Source organism: Streptomyces sp. NPDC058195, assembly GCF_042883525.1.
Lineage (GTDB): Bacteria > Actinomycetota > Actinomycetes > Streptomycetales > Streptomycetaceae > Streptomyces.
The window spans coordinates 1-16,641 of record NZ_JBHVVM010000035.1; the positions used below are offsets into that span (position 1 = coordinate 1).

At 70.8% G+C, this 16,641-nt stretch carries 11 protein-coding genes; 2 read left to right on the forward strand and 9 right to left on the reverse strand.

All coding sequences use genetic code 11. The features are described 5' to 3' along the window. The 3 genes from ACFVWY_RS31220 to ACFVWY_RS31230 all read right to left on the reverse strand — a co-directional run. Positions 1-3,604, reverse strand: a 3,604-nt coding sequence (locus ACFVWY_RS31220; protein WP_389878252.1) for an amino acid adenylation domain-containing protein, incomplete at its 3' end; no start/stop codon positions are given. Positions 3,605-4,086: 482 nt separating this feature from the next. After that, positions 4,087-7,299, reverse strand: coding sequence for an amino acid adenylation domain-containing protein (locus ACFVWY_RS31225; RefSeq protein WP_389878254.1), 3,213 nt, complete (start codon positions 7,297-7,299; stop codon positions 4,087-4,089). A 120-nt stretch (positions 7,300-7,419) separates the two neighbouring features. Further along, positions 7,420-7,644, reverse strand: coding sequence for an MbtH family protein (locus ACFVWY_RS31230; RefSeq protein WP_389878255.1), 225 nt, complete (start codon positions 7,642-7,644; stop codon positions 7,420-7,422). Positions 7,645-7,956: 312 nt separating this feature from the next. On the opposite strand from ACFVWY_RS31230, the gene ACFVWY_RS31235 reads away from it, so the two are divergent. Further along, a complete protein-coding gene (locus ACFVWY_RS31235; RefSeq protein ID WP_389878257.1) occupies positions 7,957-8,469 on the forward strand; it encodes a flavin reductase family protein in 513 nt (170 codons plus the stop codon). A gap of 19 nt (positions 8,470-8,488) precedes the next feature. Here ACFVWY_RS31235 and ACFVWY_RS31240 read toward each other — a convergent pair whose 3' ends face one another. The 3 genes from ACFVWY_RS31240 to ACFVWY_RS31250 form a co-directional block, all read right to left on the reverse strand. After that, positions 8,489-9,418 carry an ArsR/SmtB family transcription factor gene (locus ACFVWY_RS31240; protein ID WP_389878259.1) on the reverse strand — a complete coding sequence of 310 codons (930 nt, stop codon included), beginning with the start codon at positions 9,416-9,418 and terminating at the stop codon, positions 8,489-8,491. Positions 9,419-9,842: 424 nt separating this feature from the next. Next, positions 9,843-10,640 (reverse strand): ABC transporter permease, encoded by a 798-nt coding sequence (locus ACFVWY_RS31245; RefSeq protein WP_389878261.1) that lies wholly within the window; start codon positions 10,638-10,640, stop codon positions 9,843-9,845. Then, positions 10,637-11,602, reverse strand: a complete 966-nt coding sequence (locus ACFVWY_RS31250; RefSeq protein WP_389878262.1) for an ABC transporter ATP-binding protein — start codon at positions 11,600-11,602, stop codon at positions 10,637-10,639. The genes ACFVWY_RS31245 and ACFVWY_RS31250 overlap by 4 nt, the downstream gene beginning before the upstream one ends. A gap of 196 nt (positions 11,603-11,798) precedes the next feature. Here ACFVWY_RS31250 and ACFVWY_RS31255 point away from each other — a divergent pair, with 196 nt between their 5' ends. Further along, positions 11,799-12,491, forward strand: a complete 693-nt coding sequence (locus ACFVWY_RS31255; RefSeq protein WP_389878264.1) for a response regulator — start codon at positions 11,799-11,801, stop codon at positions 12,489-12,491. 25 nt (positions 12,492-12,516) lie between these two features. Here ACFVWY_RS31255 and ACFVWY_RS31260 read toward each other — a convergent pair whose 3' ends face one another. From ACFVWY_RS31260 to ACFVWY_RS31270, 3 genes are read right to left on the reverse strand one after another with little or no spacing between them, the layout of a single operon-like run. Beyond that, positions 12,517-14,433: an ABC transporter ATP-binding protein gene (locus ACFVWY_RS31260; RefSeq protein ID WP_389878266.1), complete on the reverse strand. Its 1,917-nt coding sequence runs from the start codon at positions 14,431-14,433 to the stop codon at positions 12,517-12,519. Continuing rightward, positions 14,430-15,629, reverse strand: coding sequence for a pyridoxal phosphate-dependent aminotransferase (locus tag ACFVWY_RS31265; RefSeq protein WP_389878268.1), 1,200 nt, complete (start codon positions 15,627-15,629; stop codon positions 14,430-14,432). Before ACFVWY_RS31265 ends, ACFVWY_RS31260 begins: the two co-directional genes overlap by 4 nt. Continuing rightward, positions 15,626-16,585: a TauD/TfdA family dioxygenase gene (locus ACFVWY_RS31270; protein ID WP_389878270.1), complete on the reverse strand. Its 960-nt coding sequence runs from the start codon at positions 16,583-16,585 to the stop codon at positions 15,626-15,628. Before ACFVWY_RS31270 ends, ACFVWY_RS31265 begins: the two co-directional genes overlap by 4 nt. Positions 16,586-16,641 lie beyond the last annotated feature (56 nt).

Genomic DNA, 16,641 nt, shown 5'->3' on the forward strand with positions numbered 1-16,641 from the left:
CCGGCAGCGCGGTCCACACCGGAGCCCCGCCGCCCAGCCGCGCCTCGTACGCCACCGTCAGATCACGCACCAGCGGACGCAACGACCAGCCGTCCATGGCGATGTGATGACACACCAACGACAGGACGTGCTCCTCGTCGGACAACGAGAACAGCACGGCCCGCAACGGCACCTCGGATCCCAGAGCGACAACGCCCGCCGCCTCCAGGGCCAGTCGCCCGGGAAGGGCCGGCTCCGCCACCGTCTCCTCGCGCCACGGCACCTCGGCCCCGGCACCCAGCACCACCTGGTACGAGCCCCCCGCGTCCTGGCCGTACACCGTGCGCAGGCTCTCGTGCCGGGCCACCACGTCATCCAGCGCCGCCCGCAGCGCCCCGCGGTCCAGCGGGCCGCTCAACCGCACCGCCATCGGCACGTTGTACGTCGCCGACGGACCCTCCAGACCGTGCAGGAACCACAGCCGCTCCTGCCCGAACGACAGCGGCACCCGCTCCGGACGCGCCATCGCCCGCACCGCCGGACGCCCCGTGGCCGCACCGTCCAGCACTCGCGCGAGCCCCGCCACCGACGGCGTCTCGAACAGCTGCCGGATCGACAGCTCCGCCCCGAGCACCGCCCGCACCCGCCCGACCAGACGGGTCGCCAGCAGCGAGTGACCGCCCAGATCGAAGAAGCCGTCGTCGATACCGACCCGCTCCACACCCAGCACATCCGCGAACAGACCGCACAGGATCTCCTCGCGCGGCGAACGCGGACCACGGATGCCGACGGCCGCGTACTCGGGCGCGGGCAGCTTCCGGCGGTCGGCCTTGCCGTTCGGCATCAGCGGGATCTCGTCGAGGACGACGACGACCGCGGGGACCATGTAGTCGGGCATCCGGTCCGCGAGGTCGGCGCGGAGCGCGGCCGGGTCAAGGACGGCACCCGGTTCCGGGCGCACGTATCCGACGAGCCGGCGGTCCCCGGGGGTGTCCTCGCGGACGACGGCGACGCTCCTGGACACACCGGTGCACTGGCCCAGGGCCGTCTCGATCTCACCGAGCTCGATGCGGTAGCCGCGGACCTTGACCTGGTCGTCGGCACGGCCGACGAACTCCAGCACACCTCCGGCACGCCAGCGCACCACATCACCCGTGCGGTACATCCGCCCGCCACCCCACGGGCACGCCACGAACCGCTCCGACGTCAGCGCCGGACGGTCCAGATACCCACGGGCCAGCGGCTTCCCGGCCACATACAGCTCACCGGGCACCCCCACCGGCACCGGCCGCAGCGCACCGTCCAGCACATACACCCGCGTGTTCGGGAACGGCCGCCCGATCGGCACCGCACCCCGCGGCGTCGCGTCCCCCGGCTCCAGCCGCCACTCGCAGCAGGTGACGGTGGATTCGGAGGGGCCGTACGCGTTGAAGACCGTCACGTCCGGGTGGCGCTCGCGCCACCGGCCCAGCAGCTCGCCGGAGAGCGCCTCCCCGCCCACGAGCAGCGTCCGCGACGGCGCCACCGACGCGTCGAGCCCCTCCAGGAGGGCCAGATGGCTGGGCGTCATCTTCAGCAGGGTCGCGCCCTCGGCCTCGGCCAGGTCGCCCAGCCGCACGCAGCCGCCCGACACCAGGGGCGCGAACAGGGCGGTCGCCGTCAGGTCGAACGAAACGGAGGTGTGCAGCAGGGAACTGCCGTCGGCTCCGGCGTAGGTGCCGCGGCTGTGCAGCAGGTACGCGCCGAACGAGCGGTGCTGGACCACGACGCCCTTCGGGCGCCCCGTCGAACCCGACGTGTAGATCACGTACGCCGCGGACGACAGGTCCGGCACCACGCCCAGCGGCTCCGCTGCGAGCGTGGCCAGTTCCGCCAGGACGCCTGCGTCGTCCAGCTCCACCACGGGCACGTCCGGGATGGTCCCGTCCAGGGTTCCCGAGGCCGTCAGCACCAGCACGGGTGCCGAGTCCTCCACCATGTAGCGCACGCGCTCGGCCGGGTACTCCGGGTCCACCGCGACATAGGCCGCGCCCGCCCTCAGGACCGCCAGCAGGGCGACGACGACCTCGGCCGACCGCGGCAGCGCCACCACCACACGCGACTCCGGCCGCACCCCACGCGACACCAGCAGACGAGCCAGCCGGTTCACCCGGCCATCCAGCTCCGCATACGACAAGGACACCTCACCGCACACCACCGCCGGAGCATCCGGCACCGCACGCACCTGCTCCTCGAACAGCACCGGCAACGACACCCCCGGCACCTCGACCGCCGTATCGTTCCACTCCTCCAGCACCCGGCGACGCTCATCCACCGCCAGCACATCCAGCCGCCCGACCGGAAGATCCGGCGAGTCGGCGATGGTCCGCAGGACACGCAGGAGCGTGCCGATGATGGCCTCGGTGCGCTCGGTGTCGAAGAGGTCGGGCCGGTGGACGAGCCGTCCGCCGACCTTCTCCCCCACGCCGGAGATGAGCGTCAGGGGGAAGTGGGTCGCGTTGCGGGAGTCCACGTCGCGTACGCGCAGCACCCCGGCGTCCGCGTCGTCGGCGGTGCGGGGGAAGTTCTCGAAGACCATGGCCGCGTCGAAGAGTTCATCGACACCCGCGGCCCGCTGGATCTCCTTCAGCCCGAGGTACTGGTGGTCCATGAGCCGGGCCTGTTCGCGCTGGATGCGGACGAGCAGGTCGGCGAGGGGTTCATGCGACCTGAGACGCAGGCGCATGGGAACGGTGTTGATGAACAGGCCCACCATGTTCTCGACGCCCTCCAGCTCGGGCGGGCGCCCGGAGACCGTCACGCCGAAGACGATGTCCTGGCGGCCGGTGAGGTGGGAGAGGACGAGGGCCCAGGCGCACTGGAGCACCGTGTTCATGGAGACGCCCTTGGCACGGGCGAGTTCGGTCAGTGCGGTGCCGGACGTGTCGTCCAGGGTGAAGTCGACGCGCTCGGGCACCACGGGGGTGCGGTCGGCTCCGGGGACGAGCAGGCACGGCTCGGTGACACCGGCGAGCGCCTCCCGCCAGGCTGCCCGGGAGGCGTCCTCGTCCCGGGTGCGCAGCCAGTCGGGGTGTTCGCGGTGCGAGCGGACGGGCGGCAGGATCCGGGGGTCGCCGCCGTTGCGGTAGAGGGCGATGAGTTCGCGCAGCAGGACCGCCATCGACCAGCCGTCGACGACCACGTGGTGGGCGGTGAGGACGAAGCGGTAGCGGTTGTGGCCGAGGTCGAGAAGGGTGAAGCGGACCAGTGGTGCGTCGCCGAGCCGGAAGCGCTGCGTCCGGTCATGGTCGGCCTCGGCTGTGACGGCCTGGTCGAGCTCCGCGTCGGGAAGGTGGCCGAGGTCGCTCTCGCGCCAGGGCAGCCGTACCTTCCGGCGGATGATCTGGACCCATTCGCCGGAGCGGCGCTGGCGGAGTCCGGAGCGGAGGCTGGGGTGCCGTCGCAGGAGTTCCTGGGCGGCGGTGCGCAGGGCGTCGCGGTCGAGCTCGCCGTCGAGGTGGAACACGATCTGGGCCACGTAGACGTCCGGCGCGTCCTCGTCGTAGACGTGGTGGAAGATCATTCCCTCCTGGAGCGGGGTCACAGGCAGGATGTCCTCGATGGACTGCGAGCGCGCGTTCACCACGGGTGTCCCTTCACTCCTCGACACAGAGCGTCAGATGCGAGGAAGCGGAAACGAAATACCGAATTCACGCTGCCTGCTCTCGTTCGAGGCGGCAGGAGAACTCGGTGGTTGTCGTTTTCCCAGTTCCTCTGGGTTGTTTTCCGACCATGGGCCGTGCCGAAGCTAATTGACCCTGGAAGACAGCGTCAAGCGTTTCGTGATCGGCCGAAGAAGGCCCGTTTCCTGGCCTCTTACCAGCCTGCCGCGGGTGTACGGAGTGTTCCGCGCACCTGGTGATCCGGGCGGCTCCGGCCCGTCGGCGGAACTCGTCGGGCGAATTCCATCAGCGTCTTTCAGGCAGGGGTTAATCAGGTGAATTCCTTCGTCAGCCGTGCGGCGGGTCCGCGGGGCCTGACGCGAGGAGGGCCCGGACCTGAGGAGGCCCGGACGCGAGGAGGGGCCGCCCGGTGTTCCCGGGCGGCCCCTCCTCACGTCAGGCGTTGTCAGGCGGCGGGCGGACCGGCCGCCGCGCGGACCCCCGCGACGATCGCCGCGGTGTCCGCGGCCCGGGTGCCGGCGAAGTAGTGTCCGCCCCCGGCCAGCTCGTGCAGGTGCAGTTCACCGGCGATGGCCGACCAGTCGCGGTACCGCTGGTCGCCGCCCTTCGTCGTGGGGTCGTCGGTCGCGATCACGACATGGACCGGGGTGCTGACCCGGTGCGGCGCCGGGTCGGCGTGCAGCTCCATCAGATACGTGTTGGTGGAGCGGACGTCGTGCTGGTAGGCGGAGCCGACGAGGGTGGCCCGTTCCGGCTTGAGCCGGTCCAGCTCCACGTAGGAGCTGTCGACCATGAGCCGCTCGGTGATCTGCCGCGGAGTGAGTGCGCTGACCTCGTCGATCTCGGCCCGGAGGTCGGCGACCGAGTCGAGGAGCAGCGCTCCGAGGAAGACCTCGGTGAGTTCCGCGTCGCTCTCCTCCAGCAGCTTGGCGGTGGCCAGGGCGTGCGCGCTGCCCGCGCAGTGGCCCCAGACCATCACGGGGCCGGTGACGTGCTGGAGCACCTCGTCGCGGACGCGGCGGGCGATCTCGGGGACTTCCTGGGGCTGCTCCGGGGAGCCGGTGAAGTCGTGGGCGGGCAGCTCCACGCCGAGCACGGCGATCCCGTGTTCCGCCAGCCGTTCCGCCAGCACCCGGAAGTTGACGGCGTTGCCTCCCGCGTAGGGGAAGCAGACCAGCGTGGCCAGCGGTTCGGGCACCTGGTCCGCCAGCGGCTGGAGCAGGCCGTACTCGGTCGGCCGGGCGTCCGCGCCGGCGTCGAGGAGGGCGGCCAGGTCGGCCAGGACCGGCGTCCCGATGAGCTGCTTCAGCGCGATGGCCCGGTCGAGCTTGACGACGAGCCGCACCGCGGTGAGCGAGGTGCCGCCGAGCCGGAAGAAGTGGTCGTCCCGGCCGATGCGTTCCAGGGGAACGCCCAGCGCCTCGGCCCATTCCGTGGCGAGCCACCGCTCGGTGGGCGTGCTGGGCGCGGTGCGCGAGCCGAGGGCGTGGCCGAGGGTCTCGGCGAGCTCGGCGAGCATCCGCTTGTTGATCTTGCCGTTCTCGTTGAGCGGCATGGAGTCCAGGCGGTGGATGTGCGCGGGAACCATGTAGTCGGGCAGGAGCGAGGACAGGTGGCTCCGCAGCGTCTGCTCCTCCACGGCCGGGTCTGAGGCGACGAAGAAGGCCGCGAGGCTCTTGTCGCCGCCCGTTCCCGCGCCGGGGTCGACGACGACGGCGCAGTCGAGCACCCCGGGCGCACTGCGCAGCTTGTTCTCGATCTCGCCGATCTCGATGCGGAATCCGCGGACCTTGACCTGCTGGTCGCGCCGGCCGAGGTACTCGATGGTGCCCTCGGGAAGCCAGCGGCCGAAGTCGCCGGTGCGGTACATGCGCTCGTCCGGGAAGTACGGGTCGGGGACGAACGCCTCCCGGGTGCGGTCCTCGTCGTTGATGTATCCGCGTCCGACGGACACACCGGAGAACACGATCTCTCCGGGGGTTCCGAGGGGCGCGAGCCGGCCGCGCGCGTCCAGGACGTAGGTACGGACGTTGCGCAGGGACCGGCCGACCGAGACGAAGTCGCGTACGGGAGCGGCGGTGAGCACCTCGTGCATCGTGTCGTCGCTGACCTCGGTGGCGCCGTAGGCGTTGACGAGCTGGACGCCGGGCTGCACCGCGAACCAGCGCCGGACCGGATCGAGTTTGAGGGCCTCGCCGGTGATGGAGATGGAGCGCAGTACGCCGAGGTCACGCGGGGTGCGCTCCAGCAGGCCGAGCAGGATCTCGAAGTAGGAGGGGACCAGCTGCGCGACGGAGACGTCGGTGGCGGCCAGTTCGTCGAGGAACCGCTCCGGGTCGAGCTGGGTGTCGGTGTCGACGATCCGCACGGCCGCGCCGACCAGCCAGGGGGCGATCAGCTGCCACAGGGAGATGTCGAAGCACTGGGAGGCGGTCTGGGAGACCACGTCCCCGGCGCGCAGACCGACGGAGTCGATCTTGGCGTACAGGTGGTTGATCATCCCGGCGTGTTCGCACTGGGCGCCCTTGGGCGCTCCCGTGGAGCCCGAGGTGAAGTAGACGTAGGCCGACTGCCGCGGCCCGATCTCCGTTCCCGGGTCGCCGGGGTCGTCCTCGCCGCGCAGCACGTCGTCGGTGAACAGGACGGTCCTGGCGTACCGCCCCTCCGGGTCGGTGGCCCGGACGAGTTCGCGGGCGGTCTCCTCCGCGATGACGAACCGGCAGTCGCTGCGCTGGAGCTGGGTGGAGACGCGCTGGGCGGGGAAGTCGGGGCGCACCGGCAGGTAGGTGCCGCCGGCCTTCATGACGCCGAGCACGGTGGCCGCCCATTCGAGGGTGCGGTCCATGACGACGGCGACGACGTCCTCGGGCCGCAGGCCGTCGCGCAGGAGGGCGTGGGCGATCCGGTTGGCGGCGGCGTTGAGGGTGCGGTAGTCCCAGCTGGTGCCGTTCCGGGAGGCGGCGATGTCGTCGGGGCGGGCGCGGACCTGCTCCTCGAAGAGTCCGGGGAACATCGTGCCGGGAAGTGGTACGACGGGGCCCGCGAGCCCGTCGAGGTGGTGCGCGCGCTCCTGCGGCGACGGCAGGTCCAGGTCGGTGTGATCGCTGCCCGGACTGGCCGCCAGGTGGTCCAGGGCGGCACGGAAGTAGCCGCCGATCCGGCGCGTGTAGGCGGCGTCGATGACACCGGTGCGGTGGCGCAGACGGAGCGCGGCCCGGTCGCCGGTCACCACGGATATCTGGAGCGAGGTGTCCGCGGCGAGCTCCGCGAAGGTGCCGGGAGCGCCGTCCGGGAAGAGGTCCAGGACGATGTCGAACGGCTGGGCGGGAGCCCCGCCGCGGCGGGCGAGGCTCAGGGCCCGGCTCGTCGCCACCACGGCCAGCAGGTCGCGCCAGCTGCCGTCGGGCAACTCCGCCTGGAAGGCGCGGAGGGCCGCCGGGTCCGCGGACCGCGGTGTGCGAAGGCCGACGGCGACGAGCCGCTCCGCGGCGAGGTCGCCGAGCACCTTCACCAGCGGTGCCAGGAGCAGCGTCTCCATCTCGACGGATTCGTCGGCGGACAGCCGGTGGAGGGCGTCGAGCAGGCTGGGTGGCAGCGGCACCACCTCTTCGCCCACCGTGTCCCCGTCGGCGCCCCACGCCGCCCATCTCGGGACCATGGTCGGCACCATCACCGGCTCCGTGGCCGACGGCGACGTCGGGTGTGGCTTTGCGGACACTTCAACCCCCGTTTCTCGGGCGACTGCCGCCCCCGGCTGCTTCAGCTGACGAACCGCGTATCACTGGCGCGAGGCGCCTTCCATGGCCGCGACAAGGCTCTTGGGGCGCATGTCGGTCCAGTTGGTGCTGACGTAGTCCAGGGCGGACTGCCGGTCGGTCTCCGTGAGCGCGACCGTCCAGCCGTCGGGGACCTCGGCGAACGAGGGCCAGAGCGAGTACTGGCCCTCGTCGTTGATCAGGACGAGGTAGACACCATCGGGATCCTCAAAAGGGTTAACGCTCATCGTTATGGCTCCTTCGGTTCCGTCAGCGCACCGCATTGTCGGGCGCACAGGACCGGAGTATACGAATCTGGATGGGCCGTAACAGGGCTCGAAGGAAATACCGGGGGCTGATTAAGGAGAAGGTGAAGGACAACGCGGGCCGGCGGGTCGGCGGGGTGCGTCATTAATCACTCGTTGAAAGCAGGTGACAAAGTGAACCGGACGTCGCAAAGCTTGCGCCGCGACCTTAGGGCTGTCCCGTAATCCCTGGCAGGCGTGCGACGACAGCCCCTTGGAAGATTCGTCGATCCGTGAGAGGTGGCGTGGCACGGCGTGAGGACTCCGCAGCACACGACGGCGACGGACGGTGAATTCCGCGCCCTGATGTCGAGCTTTCCCTCCGGAGTGGCCGTGCTCACGAGCGTCGGACCGGACGGCGCCCCGGTGGGCCTGACGTGTTCGTCGCTGTGCAGTGTCTCCGTGGACCCACCGGTCCTGCTGGCCTGCGTCAGGAGCGCGAGCCCCACTCTGGAGGCGATCCTGGCGTACGGCGGCTTCGCGGTGAACCTGCTGCATGAGGACGCCCGTGCCACCTCCGAGTTGTTCAGCTCCGGCGCACCCGACAGGTTCGACCGTGTCCTGTGGCGGTCCGCTGAGGACAGTGGTCTGCCCCACCTGGTCGACCAGGCCCACACGGTCGCCGACTGTGAGATCCACCGGTGTGAGACGGTGGGTGATCACATGGTCGTGTTCGGCGGCGTGCGGCGCGTGCGTCCCCTGACGTCCGCACCGCCCAGGCCGCTGGTCTACGGGTTGCGCCGGTACACGGGGTGGCCGCCTCGGTGAGGGGGCGGCCACCCCGCGGTCACCGTGCGGCGCTCAGTGCCGGTTCCTGATCCGTGAACGGTTTCGGAACAGGGCTGCCCATGGTGACCAGGGCGGAGCCCAGCGGTGTCAGCGAGTGCAGCATCGTGTTGAAGCGCCGGCGGCTGGTGACCAGCCCAGCCCCGCGCAGCACCGTGGCGTGCTGGCTGGCCGCCGCGGGCGATATGCCCAGCCTCCGGCCCAGTTCGCTGGTGTTGCACGTCTCGGACAGCGCTTCGAGCACTCTCGCCCTGGTACGGCCGACCAGTGCGGCAAGGGCACGGGCGTCGGTACCGGGTGCGTCCCACAACGCGTTGGCCACGGTGGCGTCCAGGATCGTCGGATAGACGAGTACGGGCGTGCGCGGTTCACCCCGCCGGCTGGTGAAGATACGCGGCCGGTCGATGAACATGGACGGCACGATCTTCAGGCCCCGGCCGTCGAGATGGATCTCCTCTCCGCGCCCCGCGGCGATCGTCAGGGACGGCGGCCGCCAGCCCATCCAGGTGTGCAGGTTGCTGAGCATGGTCTCGATCCCGCCACCGGCCATCATCCGGCACCGGAACTCGCGATCCATCTGCAGGTAGGCGCGCACCTTTCCCCAGTAGGGGCTGACACCCAGTTCGAGCATCCGCCGTACCACCGGGTCCGGTGTGATCCCCTCGCCGCCCTTCGCCGTCTGCTGATCCAGCAGGTCGAACAGCCAGGTACCACCGGTGCCCGTACGTGCCGCGGGCGGTCCGGTCTGTCGTGGGGTGGTCGGGCCCGGCGGCATGCGGCGCATCCGCAGGCTCACGTCGTCCCTCCACTTGGAGAAGGCCGCTCCGCCTCCGCCGCGCCTCAGCAACTCGGTGGCGAACACCGCCTCGGCCACAGGACCGACCGTGGGCAGGACTTTCAGTTGTGCTAAGTCGTCCATCGTGAAATGCACTCTCTGCATCTGGCTCCCCCTGTTCGAGCCCGATTCACTGAACAGCCAATATGCGTGCAAGCCGCTGCGAACCGTGCACTTTTGAGCCAACTACAGACGGTTGGACGCTGAGAACGCGCTACCGGACTCGACAACACCCCGGCCGGCCAACGGCCGGCCACGTCGCGAACACGGTTCCCGTTGTCCTTGAGAACCCCCCTGTAGCGCTCCCCGACTCATCAATAGACCGCCCACACTCTATACACAGATAGACGTAGAAGTCCTCCGACAAACCAACCATGTCCCTGCTGCCCGGTGTAGACACGCGGAGGCGGACCCCATATGTAATGTTGGGGAGTTTTGCGCTGGTCGCGCATACCAATGCCCGGGACAACCGTCGGGGGAACGGTCGTACCGGGCATTGGAGTTGGGTGGACGCCGCAGGTCAGGCGTCCTTGCGCCGCAGCACGTAGGCGCCAGCCACATGGGCCGCGACCGCCCAGGCCACGATGACCAGGAGACTCACCGCGATCGGATAGGGCGCCTTGCCATTGCCGAGCATGAGGTAACCGCCCGCCGTCTGCGGCATGTAGTCGTTGATCGCCATCAGCACCGGACCGCCCAGGCCGACCAGCATGCTGGGCAGCGCGGAGATCACGAAGAAGAGCACCGACACCGCTCCCGCCGCGGTCCGCAGCGCGAACGACACACCTACCGTCATCACCCCGATGAGGGCGCAGTAGATGGCCATCGCGAGGATCTGGTAGATCACCTTGGACATGTCGAAGCTGGCGTGCCCGCGGAAGGGGCTCCAGGCCAGCGCGACGCCCAGGACGCCGAACACCACTCCCATGACGAAGCCCACCAGGGCGCTCAGCAGCGCCTTGGCCATCTGCACCCGGTGCCGGACCGGCACCCACAGCAGCGAGGTCCGCACACTGCTGGTGGAGTACTCGCTCGTCACGATGGTCACCGCGAGGACCACGAGGGCGAACTGGGTGAGGATGGCCGAGGAGACCGGGGCGTTGCCGACCGGCTGGATCGGCTTGTCGTTGATCCGGGCGATCGACCCGTAGTAGAAGGTGAAGATCGCCGTGACGACCAGCCCCACCACCAGGCAGACATAAGGTGTCCGGATGGACCACAGCTTGGTCCACTCCGCGGTGAACGCTCCGGCGAATCCGCCACCGGTGTGGCTGGTCGTCGCGCTGTCGCTCCGGTCGGCGGTCGATACGGCGCTCATGCTCCCGCCTCCTGCATTTCCTTCGAACCCGATTCCTCGAACACCGTCTTGCCCGTCCCGTACTCCACGCTCTGCGCGGTCAGTTCCATGTACGCCTGCTCCAGCGAGGCCGAGACGCTGCGCAGTTCGTGCAGCCTGACGCCGAGTCCGTGGGCCAGGTCGCCGACCTCCTCGACGTTGCGGCCCCGCACGACGATCTCGTCGGCCGCGGACGACTCCACGTTCACATCGCTGTCCCGCAGCAGGTGGTCGACCAGCAGGCGCAGACTGTCCGGGTCGGGGGTGCGCACCCGCACCGACGCCAGCGAGCTGTTGGCCAGCAGGTCGGACATCGGGGTGTCGGCCAGCAGCTTGCCCCGGCCGATGATCACCAACTGGTCGGCGGTCAGCTGCATCTCGCTCATCAGGTGGCTGGACAGGAAGACCGTCCGGCCCTCCGCGGCCAGCGAACGCACGAGCTCACGCACCCAGCGGACGCCGTCCGGGTCCAGGCCGTTGACCGGCTCGTCGAAGATGAGCACCTTCGGGTCGCCGAGCAGTGCGCCTGCCACGCCCAGTCGCTGGTACATGCCGAGGGAGAACGCGCCCGCCCTGCGGCGCGCCACCTTGGCCAGACCGACCGTCTCCAGCACCTCGTCCACCCGGCTCAGCGGAATGCCGTTGCTGCGGGCCTGCGCCACCAGGTGGGCACGCGCGGAGCGGGCGGGGTGCAGCGCCTTGGCGTCCAGCAGCGCGCCGACCTCGCGGATCGGGTGGCGGAAGGAGGAGTACGGCTTCCCGTCGATGAGCGCCTCGCCCTCGGACGGATGGTCCAGGCCGAGGATCATGCGCATGGTGGTCGACTTGCCGGCGCCGTTGGGCCCCAGGAAGCCGGTCACCTGGCCTTCCTTGATGTCCAGCGTCAAGCCGTCCACGGCGACGGTCTCGCCATAGCGCTTGGTCAGGCCTCGCAGCGTGATCACAGGTTTTCCCTTCGGCTTACTCGAACTGCTTCCACCCTAGGAAGCGGGGGGACTTCACACATCGATCGTTCGCCATGACCACCACCTACTTTCGTCAGGGGTGGTGCCACTCCCTTGGGCAAGAGGTCGGCCGGCGGCGCTGATCGGGGCGTTCGCGCCGGTCCGCCGGGGCGTGCGCGGTACTAGGCTCGTCCTCGTGCAAGAGACGCAAGAGACGCCTCAGGACAAACCACCGGTGCGGATTCTCCTCGCCGACGACGAAGCGATGATCCGCTCGGGGGTGCGCGCGATCCTGGCGCGGCACCCGGGGATGGACGTGGTCGCCGAGGCGGCCGACGGCCAGGCGGCCGTCGAGCTGGCCCGTGTGCACCGGCCCGACGTGGCCCTGCTGGACATCCAGATGCCCCGGATGGACGGCCTGGACGCGGCCGCCCAGATGTACCGCGACCGCCCCGGAGCGGCCGTCATCATGCTGACCACGTTCGGCGAGGACAAGTTCATCTCCCGTGCCCTGCACGAGGGTGCCAGCGGATTCCTGCTGAAGGCCGACGACCCCCGCGAACTGCTCAACGGGGTGCTGGCGGTGGCCGCCGGGGGCGCCTACCTCTCGCCGCACGTGGCGGCCCGGGTCATCGGTGTGCTGCGGGACGGACCCGCGGCGCGGGAGACGCCGTCGCCGCAGGTCGTGGACCGGCTCACCAAACGCGAGCTCGATGTGCTGGCCCTCCTCGGGGCGGGGCTCTCCAACGCCGAGATCGGCGCGGAGCTGTTCCTGGTCGAAGGCACCGTCAAGGCACACGTGAGCGCGATCCTCGGCAAGCTCGGGGTACGCAACCGGGTGGAGGCGGCCATCGCCGCCCACGAGGCGGGCGTGGTCAGACGCGGATAGCGGCCGGCCTCCACCGGGCCGGGGCTCACACCTCGGCGTACGCCTCGGCCTGGAGCGCGTACATCTCGGCGTACCGGCCGCCCAGCGCCATCAGTTCGGTGTGCGTGCCCTGCTCCACGATGCGGCCCTGGTTCATCACGATGATGCGGTCGGCACGGCGCACGTTCACCAGCCGGTGCGTCACCAGGATCGTGGTCCGCGAACCGCCCTCGCTGAGCGCGCTGGCCCGGCGGAGTCCCTCGAAGACGATGGCCTCCGCCTTGGCGTCCAGGGCGGCCGTGGGCTCGTCCGCGACGAGCACGGCGGCGTCCCGGTAGACACCCCGGGCGACGCCGACGCGCTGCCACTGCCCGCCGGACAGGTCGCGTCCGCCGACGAACTCCTTGGACAGGACGGTGTCCACACCGTCCGGCAGGGAGGCCAGCACCTCGTCGATGCCCGAGGAGTCCGCCGCCTCCCGCCAGCGGGTGCCCGACTCGTCCGGGTCGTCGATGCGGCCGATCCGGACGTTCGTCCCGGCGGTCATCGGCCAGCGCGCGGGCTCCTGGGAGATCAGGCCGACCTGCCCGAAGAGCGATTCCTCCGTCGCCACCGAGATGTCGACCCCCTCCCAGAGGACGGCGCCCGAGGTGGGCCGGTACAGGCCGGTGATGACCTTGCTGAGGGTGGTCTTGCCGGATCCGTTCTCGCCGACCAGGGCCACCACCTCGCCGCGGCCGATGGTCAGCTCGATGTCCTGGAGGGCGGGTGCCGTGCTGCCGGGGTAGCTGAAGTCCACCTGGCTCAGGTGGATGTCGGCGGGGTTGTGGGGGGCGTCGACGACGGCGGGGGGCCTGCGCCGGGCCGCCGCGTCGGCGAGCAGCTCCCGGTACAGCTGGAGGTAGTGCGACAGCTCGTAGATCCGGTTGACCGACCGCATGGTCACCACGAGCCCCATGTTCGCGTTGCGCATCGCGACCACCGCCGTGCCCGCGAGGGCCAGGGGCATGAGCCCGGAGTAGAGCAGATAGCCCAGCAGGATGTAGGCGAGGCCGGTGCTGACCCCGGTCATCGTGCGCCCGATCAGCTGGACGGTGCCCTTCTTCGTCTCCAGCGCCACGGCCTCACCCGTCAGCAGCCGGGCGACCCGCCGGTGCTCGGCCATCAGGGGTTCCTGCAGGCGGTAGGCCCGCACCTCGGCGGCCACCTCCCGCTTCACGATGAGGTCCTGGACGACGCCGATGCGCAGCTGCCGGGTGGCGTTGCTGAGGAAGCTGAGGAAGTCCAGCTTGCCGACCTGGGTGGCGGTCCAGATCTCCGCCAGTGCGGCGAGCAGCATGACCGGGAGCAGCCACATGCTCAGCAGCGCGGTGGCGAAGAGGGCGGCGATCATCGACACCAGCGAGCGCAGCACCTCCGCCAGGAGGCGGATGCTCTGGTCGATGGAGGGCATGCCGCGCATCACGCCCTGGCGGACCAGCTCGCGGAAGCTGGGGTCGTCGAACGCCTTCAGCTCGACGTGGACGACGGAGCTGTCCATCGCGTCCTGCGCGGCCTCCATGATCCGGGGCCGCAGACGGCCCTGGAGCACCGTCGCGGCGCTCTCCATCAGGCCGCGCAGGGCGTAGGAGCCCACCACGGCGAGGACCGAGGGAAGCGAGTCCATGACCCGCTCGGGCGTGGGCCCTTCGGCCAGCAGGACCGTCAGGACGTTGGCGGTGGCGATGAGCCCGAACGCGGCCGCGCCGCCGGCCAGGAGCTGGGCGAGCCCGACGATCAGGGTGAGGGAGCGGGAGGCGCGCCAGGCGAGGGCGACGATGACCGCGACCGCCGACGGTACGGCCCGCAGAGTGGCGGCGACCCCCCTCTTGGCGATGGTCTCCCCGGGGATGGCCCAGGTCGGCGTCTGGAAGTTGTCGGTGCCGATCAGCGACGTGCTGGGTTGTGCGGGCTTCCCGTTCACCGGCTCTCCCCGCCGTTCGCGGCGAGCGCAGCCCCCGCGAGGTGTGCGACGACGCGGTCGAGCGCCGGGGCGAGTTCCGCGCGGTCGCGTACCAGCGCGATCCTGACCCAGCCCTCCCCGGCCCCGGGGTCGGCGAAGAAGGACGCGCCGGGGGCCACGAGCACCTTGGCGTGCGTGACGAGCTCGGCGGCGAGCTCGGACGACGTACGGCCGAGACCCGCCGTGCCGGCGAGGAGGAACCAGCCGCCCTCGGGGGCGTGCACGGTGAACCCGGCACGGCGCAGCTCCGCGCAGACCAGGTCGCGCCGGTCCTGGAAGCGGGCGCGGGCCTCTGTCACGTCGGTGCCGTCGAGCGGGCCCAGGGCCGCGGCGCCCCGTTGCAGGGGGTGCGGGGTGCCGAGTGTGGTGCGCTCGTGGACGCTGCGGAGCCCGGCGGTGATCTCCGGTCCGGCGACGCAGTATCCGAGGCGCCAGCCGCTCATCCTGCGGGTCTTGGAGAAGCTGCCCACGACGACGGAGCGGTCCCGCAGCGCGGGGACGGCGCCCAGCGGCGACAGGTGCGGGCGGCCGTCGTAGGTGAAGCGGTCGTACACCTCGTCGGTGATGAGGATCAGGTCGTGGCGCTCGCAGAACGCGGTGAGCACGGCGAACTCCGCCGCGTCGAAGACCCGGCCGGTGGGGTTGTGCGGGTTGTTGAGCAGTACCGCCCGGGTCCGCGGGGTCACCGCGGCGTTCAGCGCCTCCTCGGTGAGGCGCCAGCCCGGCCCCTCCAGTGCCACGAACCGCGGTACCGCACCGGCGAGTTCGACGACCCCGGGATGGTTCTCGAAGAACGGCTGGGGGATGAGGACCTCGTCGCCGGGGTCCGTCGTCGCGATCAGCGCCACCAGCAGGCCCTCGGTCGCCCCCGCGCTGATGACGATCTCCCGCTCCGGGTCCACCGTCACCCCCCGTACGGCGGCGAGTTCGGCGGCCACCGCGTGGCGGAGTTCGAGGAGTCCGGAGGGGTCCGCGTACTGGTGCGCCCCCGAACGCAGCGCCTCGGCCGCCGCCTCGACCGCGGCGGCGGGCGGGTCGCCGGTGGGGATGCCGAGGGCGAGGTCGGTCGCGCCGCCCGCGCGGGCGGCGGGCAGCAGGGCGGCGAGCCCCAGCGGGGGGATGCCCGCGGTCCTGCGCGACAGGTGCCTGGACGTCACAGTTCGCAGTCCTTCCGGTCCACCGGGTCACCCATGGCCACCAGCACCTCGCGCTCGCCCTCGAAGGGCTCACGGCCGTGTGCGAGGCGGATGTTGTCGACCAGCAGGATGTCGCCGGGCTGCCAGCGCTCGGCCATTCTGACCTGCTCGTACACGGCGTTGATCTGCTCGATCTCGCGCTGCCCGACCGGCTCCCCGTCGCCGTAGAAGGTACGGAAGGGCAGGTCGTCGCCGCACTCCCCGCGCAGGAACTCGCGTACGGACTCCTCCAGGCTCCACTCGCTCCAGAACGCGGCGTGGTTGAACCAGGAGGTGTCGCCGGTTTCGGGGTGGCGGACCAGGGCGGAGCGGTGCTGGGTCGTGGTCAGCCGGTCGCCGTGCCACTCGGTGGTGAGGTGCTGGGCCCGTGCGTATCGCTCCACCTCGGCGCGGTCGTCGGTGCCGAACGCCTCCTGCCAGGTGAGCCCGAAGTGGCCCCAGTAGTTGCGCACCAGCTTCCAGCCCTGCTCGCGGAAGCGTGCGACCAGGTCCTCGGGCAGCAGCCCGGCCGCGGCGCGGACATCGCCGAGGAAGGTCTCGCCGCCCGCGGTGGGCGCGGTCAGACACGCGAAGACGAGGAGGCCCGGATAGCTGAGCGCGTAGCTGTTCTCGTTGTGCAGCCGGATGCGGCGGCGGGCCGGCACGTCGGTGGCGGTGAACACGCCGCGTCCGTAGGCGCTGCGCGGGGTCGCCTTCTCCACGTAGTCGGCGGGCCTGCCGATGATCCGGTCGCGCAGGAGCGCGAACTCGTCGGCGGTGGTGAACGGCAGGCCGCGCAGCATCACCGAGCCGCGTTCGGTGCGCAGTTCCTGGAGTTCGCCGAGGTGCTCGGAGAGCCAGTCGGCCGCTCCTTCGAGGGACAGTCCCCGGGGTACCGGTCGGACGGGTATCCGGTGGGGCGCGAGTTCGGTCGGCATGCGTGTGGTTCCTTCTCGAGGAGCGGACGGCGGTGGGCCCCGCGCGGGCCGGGCGG

Bases quoted from the DNA above. Each gene is read 5' to 3' on its own strand.
- ACFVWY_RS31225 (WP_389878254.1), bottom strand. From the start codon at position 7,299: ATGGTCCCGAGATGGGCGGCGTGGGGCGCCGACGGGGACACGGTGGGC.
- ACFVWY_RS31230 (WP_389878255.1), bottom strand. From the start codon at position 7,644: ATGAGCGTTAACCCTTTTGAGGATCCCGATGGTGTCTACCTCGTCCTG.
- ACFVWY_RS31245 (WP_389878261.1), bottom strand. From the start codon at position 10,640: ATGAGCGCCGTATCGACCGCCGACCGGAGCGACAGCGCGACGACCAGC.
- ACFVWY_RS31270 (WP_389878270.1), bottom strand. From the start codon at position 16,585: ATGCCGACCGAACTCGCGCCCCACCGGATACCCGTCCGACCGGTACCC.